Origin of the sequence: Methylobacterium mesophilicum SR1.6/6, from assembly GCF_000364445.2 — a bacterium.
Lineage (GTDB): Bacteria > Pseudomonadota > Alphaproteobacteria > Rhizobiales > Beijerinckiaceae > Methylobacterium > Methylobacterium mesophilicum_A.
Genome location: NZ_CP043538.1, coordinates 2,535,588 through 2,555,135 on the forward strand (window position 1 = coordinate 2,535,588; position 19,548 = coordinate 2,555,135).

General features: G+C 71.3%; 20 protein-coding genes. 5 read left to right on the plus strand and 15 right to left on the minus strand.

What is annotated here, in order from left to right:
- Nucleotide 1 precedes the first annotated feature (1 nt).
- Together accD and trpA are read right to left on the minus strand one after the other, a co-directional pair.
- Entirely contained in the window at nucleotides 2-898 is an 897-nt protein-coding gene (gene accD / locus MMSR116_RS12055; protein WP_010682899.1) for an acetyl-CoA carboxylase, carboxyltransferase subunit beta, read from the minus strand.
- A gap of 85 nt (nucleotides 899-983) precedes the next feature.
- Complete coding sequence (trpA, locus tag MMSR116_RS12060) at nucleotides 984-1,823, minus strand: tryptophan synthase subunit alpha (RefSeq protein WP_010682898.1); 840 nt, start codon at nucleotides 1,821-1,823, stop codon at nucleotides 984-986.
- A gap of 194 nt (nucleotides 1,824-2,017) precedes the next feature.
- On the opposite strand from trpA, the gene MMSR116_RS12065 reads away from it, so the two are divergent.
- Together MMSR116_RS12065 and MMSR116_RS12070 are read left to right on the plus strand one after the other, a co-directional pair.
- Nucleotides 2,018-2,683, plus strand: a complete 666-nt coding sequence (locus MMSR116_RS12065) for an HAD-IA family hydrolase (protein WP_010682897.1) — start codon at nucleotides 2,018-2,020, stop codon at nucleotides 2,681-2,683.
- A gap of 82 nt (nucleotides 2,684-2,765) precedes the next feature.
- Nucleotides 2,766-5,438 (plus strand): MGH1-like glycoside hydrolase domain-containing protein, encoded by a 2,673-nt coding sequence (locus MMSR116_RS12070; RefSeq protein ID WP_010682896.1) that lies wholly within the window; start codon nucleotides 2,766-2,768, stop codon nucleotides 5,436-5,438.
- 24 nt (nucleotides 5,439-5,462) lie between these two features.
- Here MMSR116_RS12070 and MMSR116_RS12075 read toward each other — a convergent pair whose 3' ends face one another.
- From MMSR116_RS12075 to MMSR116_RS12110, 8 genes are all read right to left on the minus strand, one after another.
- Nucleotides 5,463-5,876: a MucR family transcriptional regulator gene (locus MMSR116_RS12075; protein WP_348529359.1), complete on the minus strand. Its 414-nt coding sequence runs from the start codon at nucleotides 5,874-5,876 to the stop codon at nucleotides 5,463-5,465.
- Between the two features lie 481 nt (nucleotides 5,877-6,357).
- Nucleotides 6,358-7,074, minus strand: a complete 717-nt coding sequence (locus tag MMSR116_RS12080; protein WP_010682894.1) for an LrgB family protein — start codon at nucleotides 7,072-7,074, stop codon at nucleotides 6,358-6,360.
- A gap of 5 nt (nucleotides 7,075-7,079) precedes the next feature.
- The gene (locus MMSR116_RS12085) at nucleotides 7,080-7,484 is read right to left on the minus strand and encodes a CidA/LrgA family protein (protein ID WP_010682893.1); all 405 of its coding nucleotides are present in this window, start codon (nucleotides 7,482-7,484) and stop codon (nucleotides 7,080-7,082) included.
- A gap of 14 nt (nucleotides 7,485-7,498) precedes the next feature.
- Nucleotides 7,499-7,960: a TerB family tellurite resistance protein gene (locus tag MMSR116_RS12090; RefSeq protein WP_010682892.1), complete on the minus strand. Its 462-nt coding sequence runs from the start codon at nucleotides 7,958-7,960 to the stop codon at nucleotides 7,499-7,501.
- A gap of 110 nt (nucleotides 7,961-8,070) precedes the next feature.
- Nucleotides 8,071-8,853, minus strand: a complete 783-nt coding sequence (locus tag MMSR116_RS12095; protein ID WP_191991895.1) for a DJ-1/PfpI family protein — start codon at nucleotides 8,851-8,853, stop codon at nucleotides 8,071-8,073.
- Nucleotides 8,850-9,533 (minus strand): thiaminase II, encoded by a 684-nt coding sequence (gene tenA / locus MMSR116_RS12100; RefSeq protein ID WP_010682890.1) that lies wholly within the window; start codon nucleotides 9,531-9,533, stop codon nucleotides 8,850-8,852. Before tenA ends, MMSR116_RS12095 begins: the two co-directional genes overlap by 4 nt.
- Nucleotides 9,534-9,564: 31 nt before the next feature.
- Nucleotides 9,565-10,239, minus strand: a complete 675-nt coding sequence (locus MMSR116_RS12105; RefSeq protein ID WP_010682889.1) for a response regulator — start codon at nucleotides 10,237-10,239, stop codon at nucleotides 9,565-9,567.
- Entirely contained in the window at nucleotides 10,236-11,648 is a 1,413-nt protein-coding gene (locus MMSR116_RS12110) for an ATP-binding protein (RefSeq protein ID WP_010682888.1), read from the minus strand. Before MMSR116_RS12110 ends, MMSR116_RS12105 begins: the two co-directional genes overlap by 4 nt.
- Before the next feature lie 312 nt (nucleotides 11,649-11,960).
- On the opposite strand from MMSR116_RS12110, the gene MMSR116_RS12115 reads away from it, so the two are divergent.
- Nucleotides 11,961-12,809, plus strand: a complete 849-nt coding sequence (locus MMSR116_RS12115; protein WP_010682887.1) for a hypothetical protein — start codon at nucleotides 11,961-11,963, stop codon at nucleotides 12,807-12,809.
- Nucleotides 12,810-12,909: 100 nt separating this feature from the next.
- Here the strand turns inward: MMSR116_RS12115 and MMSR116_RS12120 are convergent, their stop codons facing one another.
- Nucleotides 12,910-14,664 carry a DEAD/DEAH box helicase gene (locus MMSR116_RS12120; protein WP_010682886.1) on the minus strand — a complete coding sequence of 585 codons (1,755 nt, stop codon included), beginning with the start codon at nucleotides 14,662-14,664 and terminating at the stop codon, nucleotides 12,910-12,912.
- Nucleotides 14,665-15,038: 374 nt separating this feature from the next.
- Between MMSR116_RS12120 and MMSR116_RS12125 the strand changes: the two genes are divergently transcribed.
- The gene (locus MMSR116_RS12125) at nucleotides 15,039-16,136 is read left to right on the plus strand and encodes a calcium:proton antiporter (RefSeq protein ID WP_010682885.1); all 1,098 of its coding nucleotides are present in this window, start codon (nucleotides 15,039-15,041) and stop codon (nucleotides 16,134-16,136) included.
- 222 nt (nucleotides 16,137-16,358) lie between these two features.
- Here the strand turns inward: MMSR116_RS12125 and MMSR116_RS12130 are convergent, their stop codons facing one another.
- Together MMSR116_RS12130 and MMSR116_RS12135 are read right to left on the minus strand one after the other, a co-directional pair.
- Nucleotides 16,359-17,078 (minus strand): FAD-binding oxidoreductase, encoded by a 720-nt coding sequence (locus tag MMSR116_RS12130; protein WP_085988010.1) that lies wholly within the window; start codon nucleotides 17,076-17,078, stop codon nucleotides 16,359-16,361.
- 4 nt (nucleotides 17,079-17,082) lie between these two features.
- The gene (locus MMSR116_RS12135) at nucleotides 17,083-17,688 is read right to left on the minus strand and encodes a sulfite oxidase-like oxidoreductase (RefSeq protein ID WP_010682883.1); all 606 of its coding nucleotides are present in this window, start codon (nucleotides 17,686-17,688) and stop codon (nucleotides 17,083-17,085) included.
- Between the two features lie 155 nt (nucleotides 17,689-17,843).
- Between MMSR116_RS12135 and MMSR116_RS12140 the strand changes: the two genes are divergently transcribed.
- On the plus strand, nucleotides 17,844-18,146 hold the full coding sequence (locus MMSR116_RS12140) for a hypothetical protein (RefSeq protein ID WP_010682882.1): 303 nt from the start codon (nucleotides 17,844-17,846) through the stop codon (nucleotides 18,144-18,146).
- On the opposite strand, the gene MMSR116_RS12145 is transcribed toward MMSR116_RS12140, so the two are convergent.
- On the minus strand, nucleotides 18,116-19,084 hold the full coding sequence (locus tag MMSR116_RS12145) for a DMT family transporter (protein WP_010682881.1): 969 nt from the start codon (nucleotides 19,082-19,084) through the stop codon (nucleotides 18,116-18,118). The genes MMSR116_RS12140 and MMSR116_RS12145 overlap by 31 nt on opposite strands.
- A complete protein-coding gene (gene infA, locus MMSR116_RS12150) occupies nucleotides 19,081-19,356 on the minus strand; it encodes a translation initiation factor IF-1 (RefSeq protein ID WP_010682880.1) in 276 nt (91 codons plus the stop codon). The genes MMSR116_RS12145 and infA overlap by 4 nt, the downstream gene beginning before the upstream one ends.
- Nucleotides 19,357-19,548 lie beyond the last annotated feature (192 nt).

Below are 19,548 nucleotides of genomic sequence, written 5' to 3' on the forward strand. Positions count from 1 at the left end.
CTTACGCCGCCTCGGAGGCGGTGAGCGGGGCGCTCGCCTCGGCGGCGTTGGTGAGGAGCTTGCAGAGGCGCGTGATCGTCTCCTTGAGCTGGTGGCGATGGACGACTTGGTCGACCATGCCGTGCTCGCGCAGGTACTCCGCCCGCTGGAAGCCGTCCGGCAGCTTCTCCCGGATGGTCTGCTCGATCACCCGGGGACCGGCGAAGCAGATCAGGGCCCCGGGCTCGGCGAGGTGGACGTCGCCCAGCATCGCGTAGGAGGCGGTGACGCCGCCGGTGGTCGGGTTCGTCAGCACGACGATGTAGGGCAGCCGGGCCGCGTTGAGGCGGCGCACCGCCACGGTCGTGCGCGGCATCTGCATCAGCGACAGGATGCCCTCCTGCATCCGGGCGCCGCCCGAGGCCGCGAACAGCACGTAGGGCGTGCGCTTCTCCAGGGCCGTCTCGGCGCCGCGCACGAAGGCCTCGCCCGCCGCCATGCCGAGCGAACCGGCCATGAAGCCGAATTCCTGCGCGGCCAGCACCATCGGCAGCCCGCCGACCCGGCCGAAGCCGATCTTGAATGCGTCCTGCAAGCCGGTCTTGGCGCGCGCTTCCTTGAGGCGGTCGGCGTAGCGCTTCTCGTCGCGGAACTTCAGCGGGTCCGGAGCGACCTCGGGCAGCGCGACGTCGATCCACGTGCCCTCGTCGAACATCATCTTCAGGCGCGCCTGGGCGCCCATCTTCAGATGGTGCTCGGAGCCGGGGATGACCCAGTGATTGGCCTCCACCTCCTTGTGGAACACCATCTGACCGGTATCGGGGCACTTGACCCAGAGGTTCTCCGGCGTCTCGCGCTTGAACAGGGTCTTGATCCGGGGGCGCACAACCTCCGAGATCCAGTTCATCGGTTCGACCATCGCCTCGCGTCCGTCCGCTTCAAGCCCGCGCCAATATCAGGATGGCGGCGCTCCGCCGCCAGGGGCGACCGCCAGGGATCGCCGATCAGGCGGCCTGCCCGACCCGCGCCGAGCGCACCCCCTCGGCCAGTTCGCGCACGAGTTGCACGACTGCCGGGACGCTGCCGGGCTGGGCCCGGCCGTCGGCATCGAGTGAACGCACGAGCGTGTCCACCAGCGCCGAGCCGACCACGACCCCGTCCGCGCCCCGGGCGATGGCCGCCGCGTGGGCGCCGGTCTTCACGCCGAAGCCGACCACCACCGGAAGCTCGGTGTGCCGCCGGATCCGCGCCACCGCCTCCGAGACCTTGCCGAAATCGGGCGTCGCCGTTCCGGTCACGCCGGTGATCGACACGTAGTAGACGAAGCCTGCCGTATTCGCGAGCACGGCCGGCAGCCGCTTCTCGTCGGTGGTGGGGGTGGCGAGCCGGATGAAGGCGAGGCCCTTGCCCAGCGCCGGCAGGCACAGCTCGGCATCCTCCTCGGGCGGCAGGTCGACCACGATCAGCCCGTCGACGCCGGCAGCCACCGCGTCCTCCAGGAACCGGTCGACGCCGTAGGTGTGGATCGGGTTGTAGTAGCCCATCAGCACGATCGGCGTGGAGCCGTTCTCCGCGCGGAAGCGGCGCACGAGATCGAGGGTGCCGGGCACGGTCTGCCTGGCCTTCAGCGCCCGCAGGCCCGCCGCCTGGATCGCCGGGCCGTCCGCCATCGGGTCGGTGAAGGGCAGGCCGAATTCCAGGATGTCGGCGCCGGCCCCCGGAAGGGCCTTCAGCACCTCCAGGGAGGTCTCGGGGTCGGGGTCGCCCGCCATCACGTAGGTGACGAGGACGGCCCGGTTCTCCGCGCGGGCGCGGGCGAAGGTGGCGTCGATGCGGCTCGGCATGGGTCTGGGGTATTTCGCAGTGTCAGGGCGCGGGGGCCCGGGATTGCCCTCCGCGCTACACCAAAGGCGCGGGCCCGTGAAGCGGGCGCCTCCGGCATCGGCCGGCATCGCGGATCGGGCCGCGGCCGGATGCGGGGTCCGGCCATGCGCGCGGGCCCGTTGCCCGCCGAGCGTCCCCCGCGTAGCGCTCGGCCATGACCGAGGATGCCTTTCCCGCCCGCCGCTTCGCCGCGCTCCTGTTCGACATGGACGGCACGCTGATCAGCTCCCTCGCCTCGGCGGAGCGGATCTGGTCGCGCTGGGCGCGGGCCCACGGCCTCGACGTGGCGGCGTTCCTGCCGACGATCCACGGCGTGCGCTCGGTCGAGACGATCCGGCGCCTCGACCTGCCCGGCGTCGATCCCGAGGCGGAGGCCGCGGCGATCACCCGGGCCGAGATGGACGACGTGGCCGACATCACCGAGATCCCCGGCGCCCGCGCCTTCGTGGAGGCGCTGCCGCCCGGCCGCTGGGCGATCGTGACCTCGGCCCCCCGGGCGCTCGCGGAGCGCCGCCTCGCCGCCGCCGGGATGCCGCGTCCCCGACTGATGATCGCCGCCGAGGACGTGGCGCGGGGTAAGCCGGCGCCGGACTGCGTCCTGGCGGCCGCGGACCGGCTCGGCGTCGCGGCGGCGGATTGCCTGATGTTCGAGGATGCGCCGGCCGGCATCCAGGCCGCCGAGGCGGCGGGGGCGTCCGTCGCGGTCGTCACCGCCACGCATCACGCGCCGGTGCGGACGTCCCATGCGCGGATCCCGGATTACCGCCGCCTGCGCGCCGAGGCCGGTCCGGACGGGATCCGCGTGAGCCTGACGGTTTGAGCGTCGCGCCGACGTTGACTTTTACCGGACGGACCGGGGCAGTATCGGCGGTTCGAATGCCGGATCCGGGACATGCTAGCCCATGACCAAGCCCGAGGGCGCACCGCGGAGCATCTTCGAGACCGCCGAGGGCCGGCGGCTCGTCGCGGCGCGCTCCGACCCGGCCTGGCGCCAGTGGGGCCCCTATCTGAGCGACCGGCAATGGGGCACCGTCCGGGAGGATTACAGCCCCGGCGGTGACGCCTGGGACTACCTGCCCCACGACCACGCGCGGTCGCGCGCCTATCGGTGGGGCGAGGACGGGATCGGCGGCTTCGGGGACCGCCACCTCAACTGGTGCCTGTCGCTGGCCCTCTGGAACGGCCGCGACCCGATCCTGAAGGAGCGCCTGTTCGGCCTGACCAACCAGGAGGGCAACCACGGCGAGGACGTCAAGGAACTCTACTACTACCTCGACGGCGTCCCGACCCACGCGTTCATGCGGATGCTCTACAAATACCCGCAAGCCGCCTTCCCCTACGGAGAGCTGGTCGCGGAGAACGCGCGGCGCGGGCTCGACGACCCGGAATACGAGCTGCTCGACACCGGCCTGTTCGACGAGGGCCGCTACTTCGACGTCGCGATCGCCTACGCCAAGGCGACCCCCGACGACGTCCTGATGCGCGTCACCGTCACGAACCGCGGGCCGGAGGCGGCCGACCTGACGCTGCTGCCGCAGCTCTGGGCGCGCAACACCTGGTCGTGGAAGCAGGGCGCGCCGAAGCCGGAGCTGATGGCCGGGTCCGACGGCTCGGTCTGGGCGCGCCACCCCACCATGCCGCCGATGCGCTTCTTCGCCGAGGGCGCGGCCGAGGTCCTGTTCACCGAGAACGACACCAACACGCACCGCCTGTTCGGCAGCGGTCCCGCCGACGGCTTCTACAAGGACGGGATCGATCGCTGCGTCGTCGGCGGCGAGGCGAACGCGGTCAACCGACTCTCCGGCACCAAGTGCGCCGCGCGCTACGACCTGCATCTCGGCCCCGGCGAGACCCGCACCCTGCGCCTGCGCCTGCGCGCCGAGACCGCGCCGGGGGCGCCCTTCGCGGACTACGACGCCGTCTTCGCCGAGCGCGCGGCGGAGGCCGACGCCTTCTACGCCGCCCTGCAGGCGCCGATCGCCGATCCCGAGATGCGGCTCGTCCAGCGGCAGGCGCTGGCCGGCATGCTCTGGTCGAAGCAGCTCTACCATTACGACGTGCGCGAATGGCTGGCGGGCGATCCGGCCCAGCCCGCCCCCGCCCCCGAGAGGCGGCGCGGACGCAACAGCGACTGGGCGCACTTACGCGCCAACGACATCATCTCGATGCCGGACGCCTGGGAGTATCCCTGGTTCGCCTCCTGGGATCTCGCGCTGCAGGCCATCGTCTTCGCGCTGTTCGATCCGGACTTCGCCAAGAACCAACTCCTGCTCCTCGTGGACGAGGCCTACGCCCATCCGAACGCCGCCCTGCCGGCCTACGAGTGGGGGTTCGGGGACGCCAACCCGCCGGTCCACGCGCTGGCCGCCTGGCGGGTGTTCGAACTGGATCGCCAGCATACCGGCACGCCCGACCATGCCTTTCTCAAGCGCATCTTCAACAAGCTGACCCTGAACTTCACGTGGTGGGTCAACCGCAAGGATTCGGACGACCGCAACCTGTTCCAGGGCGGATTCCTGGGCCTCGACAACATCGGTATCTTCGACCGGTCGAAGCCGGTGGGCGACGGCGCGACCCTGACCCAGTCGGACGCGACCGCCTGGATGGCGACCTATGCCCTCAACCTGATGCGCATCGCGATCGAGCTGGCGCTGCAGGACCCGACCTACGAGGACATGGCGGAGAAGTTCTTCGAGCACTTCCTCCTCATCGCGGCCGCCACCGGCGAGGGCGTGTGGGACGAAGGCGAAGGCTTCTTCTACGACGTGATCGAGACCCGCGACGGACGCCGGCTGCCGATCCGGGCACGCACCATGGTCGGGCTGGTCCCGATCTTCGCGGTGGCGACCATCAACGAGTGTGACCTCGAACGGCTTCCGTCCCTGCGTGACCGCATGGTGTTCTTCCTCAGGAACCGTCCCGATCTCGCGACCCTGGTCTCGCGCTGGAACGAGCCCGGCCAGGCCCGGAGCGCCCTGCTGTCGCTGCTGCGCGGCCACCGGCTCAAGGCGCTCCTGCACCGCGCCCTCGACCCGGCCGAATTCCTGTCGGACCACGGCCTGCGTGCCGTGTCCCGCGCGTACGCGGATCAACCCTTCTGCTTCGCCTGGGACGGCCGGGATCTCGGCCTCGCCTACGAGCCCGCGGAGTCGCGCTCGCGGCTCTTCGGCGGCAACTCGAACTGGCGCGGCCCGGTGTGGATGCCGGTCAACTACCTGCTCATCGCCGGCCTGAACCGCTTCCACGATTATTACGGACCGGATTTTCGGGTCGAGGCGCCCACGGGCTCGGGGCAGACCTCGTCGCTGCGCGAGATCGCCCAGGCGCTCGCCCGCCGGTTGATCGGCCTCTCCGTGCGCGGGGCGGACGGCCGCCGGCCGGTCTACGGCCACAGCCGGATCGAACAGGAAGATCCGCATTTTCGCGACCTCGTCCTGTTCTACGAATATTATGACGGCGACACCGGCCGCGGCGTCGGCGCCTCCCACCAGACCGGATGGTCGGGCCTCGTGGCCCTGCTCATCCAGGACATCTCGGAATCCGTCGCGCAGACACCGGCCCCGCCGCGCCTCTGACGCCGGCGACCCGCGGGACCGGTTCTAGCCCACGGCCTGCTTCATCCGCAGCCGCTGGCTCTGTCCGATCTGACGCGAGATGCTCGACCGGTGGGCGCTGTAGGTGGCCGAGACGAGGGGATAATCCACCGGCAGGCCCCACTTGGCCTTGTAGGCCTCGGGCGTGAGGCCGCGGATCGTCAGGTGACGCCGCAACGCCTTGTAGGGCTTCCCGTCCTCGAAGCTGATGAGCGCGTCGGGCCGGATGGAGGCCCGGATCTGCGCCTCGGTCGGACGGCTGATCTGCGAAGCCCTTCCGCGATCGAGCGCTGCGATCGAGCGATGAACCTCGGACAGAAGATCCGGCAAGGCACCCGCGGGAACGGTGTTTCGCGTGACGTAGGCGCTCAGTATCTTCGCGGCAAGTTCAATACTCGGCGAGGCATTTGGCATGGGCATCTCCTCCTTCGTCGTGTATCGATGCAGTGTTGGTCAGTGTTGGATACCGCCTCTTTCACGCCTGCGCGCTCAAGCCCGGCTTACGTCGCTGCAACCAAGATACGCAGCTTTGACCCTGATTCTCTACTTATGATAGTAGCAGCAAGGTGTGGTCAATATCGTTAACGGTGGCCCGGGACAGGTCCGGCCGGATGCGTCAGCAAGGTCAGCGGGGTTCGCTTCGCGGGTCGCGCTGACGCTTTCGGCAAGCTCGCCAGACGCGAATCGAGATCACCCGGGACAGCGCGGCGTCGACGCGTGCGGCGCTGTGGATTGACGTCGCCCCGCGAGGTGACGGCGTTCCGGAAGCGGCAAGCGGCGAGGATTTCAGCCGCTTTCGGCCGCCTCGTGATGCCGGATCATGCGGACTTGGAATCCTGCCGTCGGCGGCTCGGCGCGATGGTGCCGACGGAACGCCGGCGCCGGTCGGCCGCCCCTCGGGTCAGAACAGCAGATGCAGCGCCAGTGGCGCGAGGATCGCCGTCAGGAAGGCGTTCAAGCCCATGGCGATGCCCGCGAAGGTGCCGGCGACCTCGCTCACCTGGAAAGCGCGCGCCGTGCCGATACCGTGGGCCGCAAGTCCGGCCGCGAAGCCGCGGGCGCGCATGTCGCGGATCTTCAGCGCCTCCATCATCGGCGTCACCAGGATGGCGCCGATGATGCCGGTCAGGATCACCAGGATGGCGGTGAGGGTCGGATCGCCGCCGAGCGCCTCGGCGATGCCCATGGCGACGCCGGAGGTCACGGATTTCGGCGCCAGCGAGACGAGGACCGGCTGCGGGATGTCGAGCAGCCGCGCCAGGGCGATCACCACGGCCAGCGTCGTCGCCGAACCCGCCGCCAGGGCGGTGAGCATCGGCACCAGCGCGCGCATCACCGTCGCCCGCCGCTCGTAGAGCGGCATGGCCAGCACCACGGTGGCGGGCCCGAGCAGGAAGTGGACGAACTGCGCGCCCTCGAAATAGGCCGGATAGGGCGTTCCGGTCGCCGCCAGGACGCTGCCGACCAGCGCCACCGTGATCAGCACCGGATTCGCGATCGGGTGCCGCCCGGTCGCCGCGGCGATGCGGTCGGCCAGCACGTAGGCGGTCAGCGTCACGGTCAGCCAGAGCAGCGGCGTCTTGGCGAGGTAGACCCAGAGGGAGAAATCGCCGCCCATCGCCGTCAGGACTCCCCGTCGCTCCCGCCCCGCTCGACCAGCGCCGCGACGGCGCGGAACACCAGCACGGTCACCAGCAGGGACAGCGCCGTCGAGACCAGCAGCACGACGGCGAGCTTGATGCCCTGCGCCCGCAGGAGGTCCAGACGGCCCACGACGCCGACGCCCGCCGGGACGAACATCAGCGACAGGTTCATGAGAAGCCCCCGCGCCGTCGATTCGAGGGTGCCGTCGGTCAGCGGCCGCGGGAGGTAGCGCGGCAGACCGAACCGGGCGCTGTCGCGCAGGAGCAGGAAGACGAACATCAGCCCCATGCCGATCACCGGCCCGGGGATCGGAACGCCGGCCCCGCGGGCCAGGATCTCGCCGATGAGCTGCGCGAGCAGGATCAGCGCGAGGCTCGCGATCATCGCGCGCCCCTCGCCTAGGCGAGCCCGACGCTCTGCTGGCCGCCCCGGCGGGCGGCCGCGATGGCCGCGTCATCGAAGCCGAGCAGCCGGCCGAGGCGCTCGACCAGCGCCTCCTCGAACTCGTCGACATGGCCGTCGGCGGCGGCGACCGACCACGCCATGGTGAGGAGTTCCCGACGCTCGGCCGCGTCGGCCTCGTGCGGAAGCATCTCGACGAGGCTCGCCACGTCGCGGATCTCCGTGTCCACCGTGGTGGCCCGCTCGATCAGCACGCGGGCGGCCTCCGGCCCGTCGGCGTAGTGGCCCTGGACGAGGCGTGACAGGCGCTCGCTCTCGGACGGGGCGAGGATGCCGTCGACCCGCGCCACGTGGACGAGGAGCGCCGTGGCGGCGAGGTGCGTGTCGTCCACCACCTCGATATGGCCGACGCCGAGAGCCTCGGCCGCGTAGGCGCGCAGGCGTGCGATCAGGGACATGGCGGCTCCGGCGGATGTTGCACTGCTCAGTTCGGCCGCGCGGCAGCCGCCGTCAAGGACGCGGGACGACGTCGCGCCGGAGCGTGGCAGCGCTGCATCGGCGGCCCGCCTCAGTCCCGCGCCGCCGCGCGGGCCCCGGCGACCAGGGGCGCGAGGATCGCGTCCGCGGCCCGGACGATGGCCGGACCGGCCTGTCCGGGCGTCCCGGCCTGGAACGGCGGCTCCGGGGCGTACTCGGCGACGAGCTGGGCGGTCCGCGCGTAGTCGGGACCGCGCAGGCGGGCGCAGAGCGCGAGCCCCAGGTCGAGCCCGGCCGAGATCCCGGCCGCCGTCGCCCGATTGCGATCGAAGACGACGCGCTCGGCCACCGGCTCGGCGCCCAGGAGCGGCAGGACTGTGTCGCGCACGCACCAGTGCGACGTGGCGCGGTAGCCCCGCAGCAGGCCGGCGGCGCCGAGGATCAGGGATCCGGTGCAGACGCTCGTCACCCAGGCCGCGCGCGCGGCGCGCGCGCGCAGGAAGTCGAGGAGCGTCGCGTTTCGCATCTGGGCCGGGGTCCCGTCGCCGCCGGGCACGAACAGCACATCGAGATCCGCCGGGCAGCGCGCGAAGGTGTCGGTCGCCACCAGGGTGAGGCCGGTATCGCTCGCCACCGGGCCCGCCACCTCGGCGACGAGGTGCAGGCTGCCCGGGGCGAGGCCAGCCAGCAAAGCCTGCGGCCCGGCGAGATCCAGGGCGGTCATGCCGGGGAAAAGCAGCATGGCGATTCGGACAGGCCGGTCCGACGGGATCGGGTCCGGACTCCCGGCCGCCTCCGCGCCGGCCGGCCAGACGGCCGCCGCGGCGAGGGCCGCGTTCAGCAGAGCGCGCCGGCTCGGATCCGGATCGGTCACAAGGGCCAGGCCGCGTCGCGATAGGCGCTGTCCCAGAACATCCACTCGAGCCGGGTCGCCTGCGCGAAAGCCCGCTGCATCCGCTCCCGCGTCGCGGCGGAGACGTTCAGGGCCGCCCGGTCGGTGACGGCGATCATGGCCGCCACCGCCGCGGCAAAATCCGCGCCCGCGTAGGTGTCGATCCAGGCCCGGTACGGGTTGCCCTGGCCCGCGCGGGCGAAGATGTCGTCGCCCACCGCCTTGTAGATCCAGAAGCAGGGCAGCAGGGCCGCGCAGACGACCTCGAAGGGCTCGGCGTAGGCGGTGGCCATCAGAAAGCTGACGTAGTGGTCGCAGGCCGGCGTCAGCGGCGTGGCCGCGAAGGTGTCCGGGCCGATGCCGTAGTCTCGGAAGAAGCCGCCGTGGAGGGCCCGCTCGACGACGATCGCCTCCTCGGCCGCGCGCGCGAACTGGACGATCGTGTCCGGCTCCGGCGCCTTCGCGGCGGCGAGGCTGAGGGCACGTCCGAAGCCGATCAGGTAATGGGCGTCCTGGACGATGTAGTGCCGGAACCGGTCCTGGGGCAGCGTGCCGGCGGCCAGTTCCGCGTTGAACGGCATCGACCGGATGGTCTCGCAGGCGGTGGCGTTCCGCGTCCACGCCTCCCGGGAGAAGGATCCGGGGCCGCCATCGCCCGTCATGCCATCGCCCTTCATCGCGAAGCCGCCACGCCTAGCCCTGCCGCTGCGCGTGGGTCACGGCGACGTGGATCAGCTCGGCGAGGGTGCGCACCCCGAGCTTCTGCCGCATCTGCGAGCAGGCGTTGGTGACGGTCTTGTAGCTCACCGACAGGTCGGACGCGATGGCGCCGTAGGAGCGGCCCTGGGCGAGCCGCGCCAGGATCTGCTGCTCCCGCGGGGTGAGCTGCGATTCCGGCGTGCGGCGGGCGTCGGCGCGCAGCATCGCCACCTCGGTGGCCAGCCGCCGGTCGAGGTAGACCTCGCCGATCCGCACCTTCCCGAAGGCCTCGAACAGTTCCGCCGAGGCGTGGTCCTTCAGGACGTAGCCGAGCGCCCCGGCCTCGAGGGCGCGGGCGACAATGACGGGATCGTTGTGCATGCTGAAGACCAGGATGCGCGTGTCGGGGGCGACCGCGCGGATCCGGCGGATCAGGCCGAGCCCCGCCATGCCGCTGCCCTGGAAGGTCAGGTCGCAGATCACCACCGGCGGCCGGAGCCGGTGGAAGATCCGGTAGCCGCCGACCACCGTGGTGGCCTCCGCGATGGTCTCGACGCCGGCATCCTCCAGCACGCGTCGACAGCCCTGGAGGACGATCGGGTGATCGTCGATGACGAGGACCGGCAGGCGCGTGGCGGCGATGTCGATCTGTGAGGCGATGGCGTTCATGCGCTCGGCGCGTTGTTCTCGTCGCCCCGCTCCGGCGGAACGGGGATCGTGATCCGGACGATTGCGCCGGGGCCGGCATTGTCAAGGGCGAAGGTGCCGTCCAGGGCCTCGACACGCTCACGCATCCCCGACAGACCGAGCCCGGTGCCGTGTTCGGCCGGGATTCCGGTGCCGTTGTCGCGGATGGTGACGTCGAGCCGGCCGTCGGACTCGGTCGCCTCGGCCTCCACCCGGGTCGCGGCGCCGTGCCGCACGGCGTTGGTGACGCTTTCCTGGACGCAGCGGAAGACCGTGAGGTCGACGAGGTCCCCGTATCCCCGGGCCAGACCGTCGAACTCACCGATGAAGGTGAGCCCCGGGTGACGCTGGCCGAAGCCGCGCAGCAGCAGGTCGAGGCAGGTGGCCAGCGGCGCTTCCCCGAGGCCGTGGGGCCGGAGGCGGTTCAGAAGCTCGCGGTTGACAGTCTGAACCTGGCCGACGATGGCGCTGATCTCGGCGGCGCGGGCGGTCAGCTTGTCGCGGCTGGGCTCGCCAGGCCCGGAGGCGATCCGGGCGATGGAGGCCGCGTTGGCCTCCAGGGCGAAGAGGCAGGGGCCGAACTCGTCGTGCAGTTCCAGAGCCGTCCGGCGGCGCTCGTCGTCCTGCGCGGTGAGCAATTGCCGGTTGAGACGGCCGTTGGCGGCACGGACCTCGCCCAGGGCCTCGGCCACCTTGTTGAAGCGCGCGGCGATCACCGCCAGCTCCTGGGCGCCGGGCGGTTCGAGGCGGACCGTGTAATCGTGGTGCTCGAGCTGCGTCAGGCCGCCGCCCAGCCGTCGCAGCGGCGCCAGGATGCGGCCCAGAGCGACGTAGAGCGCGATCAGCATGGCGACGTTGATCGCCCCGGTCGTGAGCGACAGCGCCCGCGCGTAGCCCCAGATCTCGTCGATCTCGTCGAGGGGCTGCGTGGTGATCTGCGCGGTGCCGAGACGCTGGCCGTTCACCGCGATCGGCAGGGTGTGGCGCTCGATCGGCGGCATGATCAGGTCAGCGAACCAGCGCGGCGCCTCCCGTTCGGACCGGTGCGGGGGCGCCGGGTCGCCGACCCGGTCGCCGTCCGCGTCGAGCACGGCGACGCGGACGTGGCGCAGCACCTTGAACCGCAGGTCCAGGGTCTGGAGGAGCGTGTCGGGCGAGGCCGTGTCGGACAACCGGATCGTGTCGGCGACCAGCGACTCGACGGTGGCCAGGGAGGCGCGGGTCTCGACCCGAACCGCCGAGCGCGCGTTCAGCACGATCACGCCGCAGGAGATCAGGGCCGCGAGCGCGTCGATGAACAGCACCACGGCGACCAAGCGGGCCCGCGTCGACCACGACGCCCACGGCCACCGGCCCGCGCGGCTTCCGGGCGGCGCGAGGGTCTGGGACATCGGGAGAAGGGTCGGGCGGGTATCCACCCCGAGACGCTTAACGGGCGCCGCGCCGATGTCCATGCCAGCCGACCCAGTCGGACAGCCGGTACACCGGTCGAGACGATGACGGATTCTTAAGCGGAGCCGCGTTATCCTGTGGATAGCCGGCCCAGGACTGGCCGCGCCCGCAATTCGAACCGACATCTTTGCGCCGTATTGCACCTCCTCTATCGCGACCTTGTCGAACGGCCTTCGGAAACGCGAAGGGAAGCGGCCGGGGACGGGGAGCCCGGTCGCGCGCGTCGTGAATCGTGTCAGAGACCCCGGATCATGATCGATCTCGCCCTGGATGCCTCCGAAACCCGAGCGACTCGGCGGCCGGACGGCCGGCTTGGGCGGTCGGCGAAGCTCCGCATCGTCCTGTTCGGATTGGCCGGCGCCGGCGCGCTCGGCGGCTTCGGTGTGGCCGCCTCGAGCCTGATGGCAGGCCTCGCCGCCCCGGCCCCCGTGAAATTCGTCGCGTCCGGGCGGGCCACCGACTGGCCCGATCTGAAGGACGGTCTCCCCGCCCTGGCCGGATCGGGCAAGCCGCCGTCGACGCAGGTGGAGAAGCCGGCCGAACCTGCGGGCTCGGACATGCGGATGGCCGGCCTGCCCGACACGTACGCGCCATCCGCCGCCGGTACATCCGTCGCATCCGCGGACGCTGCCCCGATCCCGGCGCGCGCGCCGGCACAGGCCGCGGCAGCCCCGGTTCCGCCGGCCCGCCGTATCCCAGTCCCGACGCCGGTCGCGCCCCTGGCCGCGGGCCGGCAGGTCGTTCCGCTACCTCCTGCCCGCATGGCGGCGCTGCAATCTCCCCGCGCCTCCGAGACCGTGCGGGCGCGCGACGTGCACGAGCCGGCGGCCGCGCCCAAGCCGGTGGCGCCGCCCGCGACACCCGCGGCAATCTCCGAGAAGACCGAGAAGCCGGCGCGCAAGGTGGCGGCGTCCCACAAGCCCCCGGCCGTCGCCAAGCCCGCCGAGAAGGCCAAGGCCGCGCCGACTGCGGTGGCTCAGGCCGAGCCCGCGGAGGAGACCGAGGTGCTCGGGATCAAGCTGCCATCCCTGGCACCGGCCGGACGCAAGTTGAAGGAGAGCGTCGACGCCCTCGGCGAGGCCGTGAAGAACGTGTTCTGAGCACGGCGCGCCGGGTAGTCGTCGCCCGACGGGGCCGGCCTGCTCATCCGCGAAGGAGGAACGCGGATCGCAAAGATCGCGATCCGCAGGGTCCCGTCCGTCAACCCCGGCCCGAATGGCGACCGGGCTTGTGGTCGGCCTTCGGACCCGACCGCTCGACCTTGCGCTGATGCTTGCCGGCGCGCGAGCTCGCGAAGCCCTTCGGGCCGCTCGGCCGGCCCTTCCGCTCGGCCGGGGCCGCGTCTCCCGCGAGCGCCTCGACCTGGATCTCCGGCGAGCCGTTGCGGGCGAAAGCTTCGGCGAAGCGCGCCGCCGCGTTGCCCCGGACCTCGAACTTGGTCTCGCGGTCGAAGATGCGGATCGCGCCGATCTCCTGGCGGTCGACACCGCCGCGGCGCGTCAGCATCGGCAGCAGCCGCCGCGGGTCGGCATTGTCGCGGCGGCCGAGGTTGAGCCTGAACCACACGGCCGGACCCATGGCGGCGATCCGCTCCGGATCCATCGGATCGTAGGGCGGGCGTTCCCCGCGTGGGGCGCGGCCCTCGCCCGGATCGCTGACCTCCTCGGGGGCCGGCAGACGGGTTCGATAGACGCGGGCCAGCAAGGCGGCCAGTTCCTCCGGGCTCTTGCCGGCGAGCAGCGTCTCCGCCAGCGCAACGTCCTCCTCGGCCGGCGGCTCCGAGAAGAGCGGATCGGAGAGCATGCGCTCGCCGTCCAGCCGGCGGATCTCGTCGGCCGAGGGCGGTCCCGACCATTCGGGGCTGACCTTGGCGATGGCGAACATCTGCTCGGCGCGACGGCGCCGGGAGTTGGGGATCAGCAGCACCGACGTGCCCTTGCGCCCGGCCCGGCCGGTGCGGCCGGAGCGGTGCTGCAGCACCTCGGCGTCGTGGGGCAGGTCGGCGTGGATCACGAGGCTCAGGGACGGCAGATCGATGCCGCGGGCGGCCACGTCGGTGGCGACGCAGACCCGGGCGCGGCCGTCGCGCAGGGCCTGGAGCGCGGCGTTGCGCTCGCCCTGACCCAGCTCGCCGGACAGCGCCACCACCGAGAAGCCGCGTTCGGTCAGGCTCGCCTGGAGGTGGCGGACCGCGTTGCGGGTGTTGCAGAAGACGATGGCGGTCTTGGCGTCGGCCTCGCGCAGGAGGTTGAGCACCACGTGCTCGGTCTCACGCGGCATGATCCGCACCGCCCGGTAGGCGATGTCGGCGTGTCCCTTGGTCTCGCCCTTGATGGCGAGCCGCAGAGCATCGCGCTGGTAGCGCTCGGCCAGCGCCTCGATGCCCTTGGGCAGGGTCGCGGAGAACAGGTAGGTGGCCCGGTCCGGCGGAGTCGCCGAGAGGATGAACTCGATGTCCTCGCGGAAGCCGAGGTCGAGCATCTCGTCGGCCTCGTCGAGGACCACGGCCCGGAGAGCCCTGGGATCGAGGTTGCGGCGCTCGAGATGGTCGCGCAGGCGGCCCGGCGTCCCGACGACGATATGGGTGCCCTCGGCCAGCATCCGGCTCTCCCGGCGCGGATCCATGCCACCGACGCAGGCCGCGACACGGCCGCCGGCGGGGCTGTAGAGCCAGGACAGCTCGCGCTGCACCTGCAGAGCGAGTTCCCGGGTCGGGGCGATCACCAGCGCGACCGGCGCCGCCGGGGGCGGCAGCATCTCGGCCTCGCCGATCAGGAGGCTCGCCATGGCAAGGCCGTAGGCCACGGTCTTGCCGGAGCCGGTCTGCGCGGAGACGAGCAGGTCGCGGGAGCCGGCGGCCGCCTCCAGCACCGCGGCCTGGACCGGGGTGGGATCGGCGTAGCCGCGGTCGGCTAGGGCCCGCGCGAGGGGGGCGGGCAGGGTCGGGAAAGGCAAGTTTCGGGAACTCTCAACGGCCGCGCCGCGCCCGGCAGCGCGCCATCGCGCGGCGGAGGAATCAGACGCCGGACTTTAATCGGGTCTGTCGATGGTAATGCCTTGCGGGCCGACTGACCACTCCCGCCGCAGCATGGGGCGGTTGCGCGCGTTCGATCCGGAGCCTGGAGGCTAGCTTGCGGCCGGTGGCGGGTCGGGATCACCGCGTCACCGGTCGTGGGCCGCCGAAGCCGCTCCGCGCGCGGGACGTCCGCACCGGCCGAGCATCGCCTCATGATTCATGTCCGCACTGGTCACGTCATGAATCCGGACTAAGACGATGTCTACCAGCGCACAATGAGGCGTCGACGGCGCGCCCGGAGAACACAACCACCATGATGGCAGCCCTACGGGTGGCGGTCGCCTGGGCGACGGTTCTGGCCTTCGCATGGTTCGGCAAAGGCTGGCTCGCCGACCTGTCGCAGCCGCTGGTCGCCGGGGGCCTGTTCGCGTGGCTGCTGGCGGTAATCGTCTGGGCGGCCTTCGGCGTCGTGCACGAGGCGGAGGAGCTCGCCCATCGCCTCGGCGAGCCGCTCGGCACCCTGGTGCTGACGCTCGCCATCGTGATCATCGAGGTGGCGCTGATCTCCGCCGTGATGCTCTCGGCCAAGGACGCGCCGACGCTCGGCCGCGACACGATGTTCGCGGTTTTGATGATCGTGCTGAACGGCGTGGTCGGACTCGGGCTCCTGGTGGGCGGCCTGCGGCATCACCAGCAACGCTACAACCTGCAGGGCGCCTCGGCCTTCCTCTCGGTGATCATCCCCCTCACCACGATCGCGCTGATCATCCCGAACTTCACCAGTTCCACCAGCGACGGGACGCTGACCACCCTCCAGGCGGTGACGTTCTCGGTGTTCACGCTGGCACTCTACGGCGTGTTCCTGCTGATCCAGACCGGCCGCCACAGCGAGTTCTTCATCGACGCGGAGGCCGTCGAGGCGGCCGAGCCGCCGGCAGGCTCCGGATCCGTCTCCGGCGGCGGCATCGCCAAGCATGTCGGCCTGCTGCTCGCCAACGTCGTGCCGATCGTGATCCTGGCCAAGAGCCTCGCGGTCATCCTCGACCACGGGATCGCGGCTCTGGGCGCGCCCACGGCGCTCGGCGGCGTGCTGATCGCCGCCATCGTGTTCACCCCGGAGGGGATCTCGGCGCTGAAGGCGGTGGCCCGCAACGAACTCCAGCGGGCGATCAATCTGTGCCTGGGCGCGGCGACCTCGACGGTCGGCCTGACCGTGCCGGCGATCCTCACCATCGGCCTGCTCACCGGGCAGACCGTTGTGCTCGGCCTCAAGCCCACCGAGATGACCCTGCTTGCCGTGACGCTGATCCTCAGCGCGCAGACCTTCTCGGGCTCGCGCACCACGGTGCTGGAGGGGGCGGTGCACCTCGTGCTGTTCTTCGTCTACCTCGTGCTGATCTTCAGCCCTTGATTGTTTGCATTCACCGATTCGGCACCGGCAGATCTTCGTCTCCGTAAGTGCCAGAATCCCGTCATCCCGGGGCCGCCCAGCGGAACCCGGGCTCCAGACGCGCCGACCTGCCAGACCTTCCCATCAGGGTGTCTCTGGATTCCGGGCTCGCCTGCGGCGCACTGGAATGACGGGGCGGACGGTCCAGCGAGCGCGTCGACCGCGGAAGCGATGAGGCCTCGCTCAGGCGCCGAAGCGCTCCGTGCGGATCAGGCCCGGCGCGACGCCCTGCGCCAGAATCAGGTCGGAGGCGGCGGCCACGAACCGGTTCGAGCCGCAGAGGAAGACCTTCCCGGGTTTCCCGAGCCGCGCGAGCGCGCCGGCGACGAGGGCGGCATCGATCCGCTTCCCGCCCGGATCACGCGTTGCGGCGAGGTGCAGGGAGACATTCGCATCCGCCTCGGCCAGCGCCTCCAGCTCGGCGAGCGCGATCATCTCGGCGCGGGTGCGGGCCGAGTAGATCAGCGCCGCCGGGATCTCGCGCCAGCCCTGCGCCCGCCGCCGGAGCATCGCCAGCAGCGGGACGACGCCGGACCCGCCGCCGCCCAGGAGCAGCGGCCCACCGTCCGGCCCGTCCCACGAGAACGAGCCGCCGATCGGCCCGCGCAGCTCGACCCGGTCACCGACCGCGGCGACGTGCGTGAACCAGCCGGAGACTTCGCCGTCGGGCAGCGCCTCGATCATCAGTTCGAAGGTCCCGCTGCCGTCCTGCGCCGAGGCGATGGAATAGCTGCGCTGGGCCTGATAGCCGTCCTCGGCGGTGAGGCGGACATCGACGTGCTGCCCGGCCCGGTAGGATTCCGCGAGGCTGCACCGCAGCCGGACGCTCGTCACGTGCGGCGTGACCGGCGCGATCGCGGTGATCTCGGCCAAGTGCCAGCGGAAGACGATGGGCTCGACCATCGCGTCAGTCACCGGTGTAGCGCTGCTCACGCCAGGGATCCCCGTACATGTGGTAGCCGCGCAGCTCCCAGAAGCCGGCCGTGTCCGTCTGGGTGAAGCGCAGGCCCTTCACCCATTTCGCGCTCTTCCAGAAATACAGATGCGGCACGAAGAGCCGCGCCGGGCCGCCGTGATCCGGGTGGATCGGCTCGCCGTTGTAGCGCGTCGCCACCAGGGCACGGCCGCCCACGAGATCCGCCACCGGCACGTTGGTGGTGTAGTCGTCGTAGGACTCCGCCAGCAGGTAGCCGGTCGGCGCCGTGATGCCGGCATCCGCCAGCAGGTCGTCGAAGCTGACGCCCTCCCAAGTGGTGTCGAACTTCGACCACTTGGTGACGCAGTGGATGTCCCCGTGCCACGTGGTCCGCGGCAGCGCCTCGAACGCCTCCCAGCTCCACGCCTTGATCGGCCGGGATCCCTCGCGCAGCGTGAACCGCCACGTGGCGAGGTCGACCACCGGGTTGGGGCCGATCTGCAGGATCGGGAAGTCGTCGGTGAGGTATTGTCCCGGCGGCAGGCGTGCCCCCTTCTCGGGCGGCTGCCTGCGCCCGACGAAGCCCCGTGTCACCATGCCGGCCTCCGATCCCGTCTCTCGGTCCGGTGTGGTGCGGCGGAACACTCCACGTCAAGCCGGCATGTGCGGCCGAACAAACGCCCCAAATCTCGGGTGTGCTAGCAGGACTGTGCCGACAATCGGCACGAATCGCCTGCTTTCAGGGGGAAGTCATGAAGTACCTTCTCGCGACGAGCCTTGTCGTCGGGAGCCTCGCCACCCTCGCGCCGGCCGCCCAGGCCCGCGACGGGATCGGTGCCGGCGGCGCGGCCGCGCTCGGCGTGCTCGGTGGCCTCGCGGTCGGCGGCGCCATCGCGTCGTCCAACAACGGCTACTATCCAGGCCGCCCGGTCTACCGCGCCCCGCCGCCCGTCTACGTCGAAGAGGATTACGGCCCGGTCTGCCACTTCGAGCGCCGCCGGACCGTCGATCCCTACGGCGACGTCTACATCCGCCGCGTCCGCGTCTGCGAGTAAGCGGCTTCCGGGGTCGCCTCGGCGACGAGCGCCGGTTTCAGGCGCTCGGCGCAGGCGATCCCGCCGAGCACCAGGGCCAAGGCGGCGCCTTGCGTCGCGCCGAACGGCTCGCCGACCAGCAGGACGGCCAGCAGCGCACCGAAGATCGGCACGAGGTTCACGAACAGGCCGGCGCGGTTCGGGCCGATCAGCTCGACGCCGCGCATGAAGAAGAGCTGCGCCAGCAGCGACGGCCCCAGACCCACGAAGGCCACCATCGCCCAGCCCTCGCGGTTCGGCCAGACCGCGTGACCCGTCGCCCACTCGACCGCCAGCGGCGGCAATGAGGTCACGAAGGCCGCGAGAGCCATGGCGGCGAAGAAGGCCAGGGCCGGCACCTTCGGCCGGGTCGGCAGGAAGATGGTGTAGCCGGCGTAGAGCAGGCAGGCGCCGAAGACGAGGACGTCGCCGCGGTTGAAGGCGAGGTTCGTGAGGACCGACCAGTCGCCGTGCGTGGCGGCCAAGGCCGCGCCGATCAGCGTCAGCACCACACCCAGAACCTGCCCCGGCGTGACCGGAACCCGATAGGCCAACCGGTTCAGGACGATGACGAGGACCGGGATCGCGCCCTGGAACAGGGCGAGGTTGATCGCGCCGGTATGGACGCCCGCCGCGTAGAACAGGCAGTTGAAGGCCGTGTAGCCGAGGCCGCCCATCAGCAGGATGCGCAGCCAGTGCGGCCGCAGCTGCGGCCAGGCCGCCGCGAGATGGCGGCCGGCAAAGGGCATCAGCACCGTGCAGGCGACCGCCCAGCGCAGCGTCGTGATGACCTGGGGAGAGACATGGCCGGGCGCCCAGCGGCTGGTGACCGCGTTGCCGGCCCAGAGGAGCGCCGTGGCGGTGAGCAGCAGGTAGGCGGGCGCGGCCGAGGCGGTCCGGGCCGCGCGCGCGGGTCTCAACGGCGGCGGAATTGGCCGCCGCGCATCGGCGGACGGGGACCCGAGGAGCGCTCGTCCTTGTGGCGGAACACGAGGCGGCCCTTCTCCAGGTCGTAGGGCGACATCTCGACCGTCACCCGGTCGCCCGCGAGCGTCTTGATGCGGTTCTTCTTCATCTTGCCGGCCGTGTAGGCCACGATCTCGTGGCCCTGGTCGAGCTGCACGCGGTAGCGCGCATCCGGCAGGATCTCAATCACGAGACCGTCGAACTGCATCAATTCTTCTTTCGCCATGCACCTTCTCCAGTCGGACCGTCCGGCAGCAGGCGTTCCGGCAATGCGTGTTCGGCTGTCATCGAGCTCGGGAAACGCCGCAGGGCGCGGGTCCGATCCGACAGATCGGCCGCGCCAGCTCAGCAGCACGCCCCGCATGTAGTCGCCGCGGGAAGCTGCGGCAAGTCACGGCCGCGAAAGCCGATCCGTCAT

Bases quoted from the DNA above. Each gene is read 5' to 3' on its own strand.
- accD (WP_010682899.1), bottom strand. From the start codon at position 898: ATGGTCGAACCGATGAACTGGATCTCGGAGGTTGTGCGCCCCCGGATC.
- trpA (WP_010682898.1), bottom strand. From the start codon at position 1,823: ATGCCGAGCCGCATCGACGCCACCTTCGCCCGCGCCCGCGCGGAGAAC.
- MMSR116_RS12065 (WP_010682897.1), top strand. From the start codon at position 2,018: ATGACCGAGGATGCCTTTCCCGCCCGCCGCTTCGCCGCGCTCCTGTTC.
- MMSR116_RS12070 (WP_010682896.1), top strand. From the start codon at position 2,766: ATGACCAAGCCCGAGGGCGCACCGCGGAGCATCTTCGAGACCGCCGAG.
- MMSR116_RS12075 (WP_348529359.1), bottom strand. From the start codon at position 5,876: ATGCCCATGCCAAATGCCTCGCCGAGTATTGAACTTGCCGCGAAGATA.
- MMSR116_RS12080 (WP_010682894.1), bottom strand. From the start codon at position 7,074: ATGGGCGGCGATTTCTCCCTCTGGGTCTACCTCGCCAAGACGCCGCTG.
- MMSR116_RS12085 (WP_010682893.1), bottom strand. From the start codon at position 7,484: ATGATCGCGAGCCTCGCGCTGATCCTGCTCGCGCAGCTCATCGGCGAG.
- MMSR116_RS12090 (WP_010682892.1), bottom strand. From the start codon at position 7,960: ATGTCCCTGATCGCACGCCTGCGCGCCTACGCGGCCGAGGCTCTCGGC.
- tenA (WP_010682890.1), bottom strand. From the start codon at position 9,533: ATGACGGGCGATGGCGGCCCCGGATCCTTCTCCCGGGAGGCGTGGACG.
- MMSR116_RS12105 (WP_010682889.1), bottom strand. From the start codon at position 10,239: ATGAACGCCATCGCCTCACAGATCGACATCGCCGCCACGCGCCTGCCG.
- MMSR116_RS12110 (WP_010682888.1), bottom strand. From the start codon at position 11,648: ATGTCCCAGACCCTCGCGCCGCCCGGAAGCCGCGCGGGCCGGTGGCCG.
- MMSR116_RS12115 (WP_010682887.1), top strand. From the start codon at position 11,961: ATGATCGATCTCGCCCTGGATGCCTCCGAAACCCGAGCGACTCGGCGG.
- MMSR116_RS12125 (WP_010682885.1), top strand. From the start codon at position 15,039: ATGATGGCAGCCCTACGGGTGGCGGTCGCCTGGGCGACGGTTCTGGCC.
- MMSR116_RS12130 (WP_085988010.1), bottom strand. From the start codon at position 17,078: ATGGTCGAGCCCATCGTCTTCCGCTGGCACTTGGCCGAGATCACCGCG.
- MMSR116_RS12135 (WP_010682883.1), bottom strand. From the start codon at position 17,688: ATGGTGACACGGGGCTTCGTCGGGCGCAGGCAGCCGCCCGAGAAGGGG.
- MMSR116_RS12140 (WP_010682882.1), top strand. From the start codon at position 17,844: ATGAAGTACCTTCTCGCGACGAGCCTTGTCGTCGGGAGCCTCGCCACC.
- infA (WP_010682880.1), bottom strand. From the start codon at position 19,356: ATGGCGAAAGAAGAATTGATGCAGTTCGACGGTCTCGTGATTGAGATC.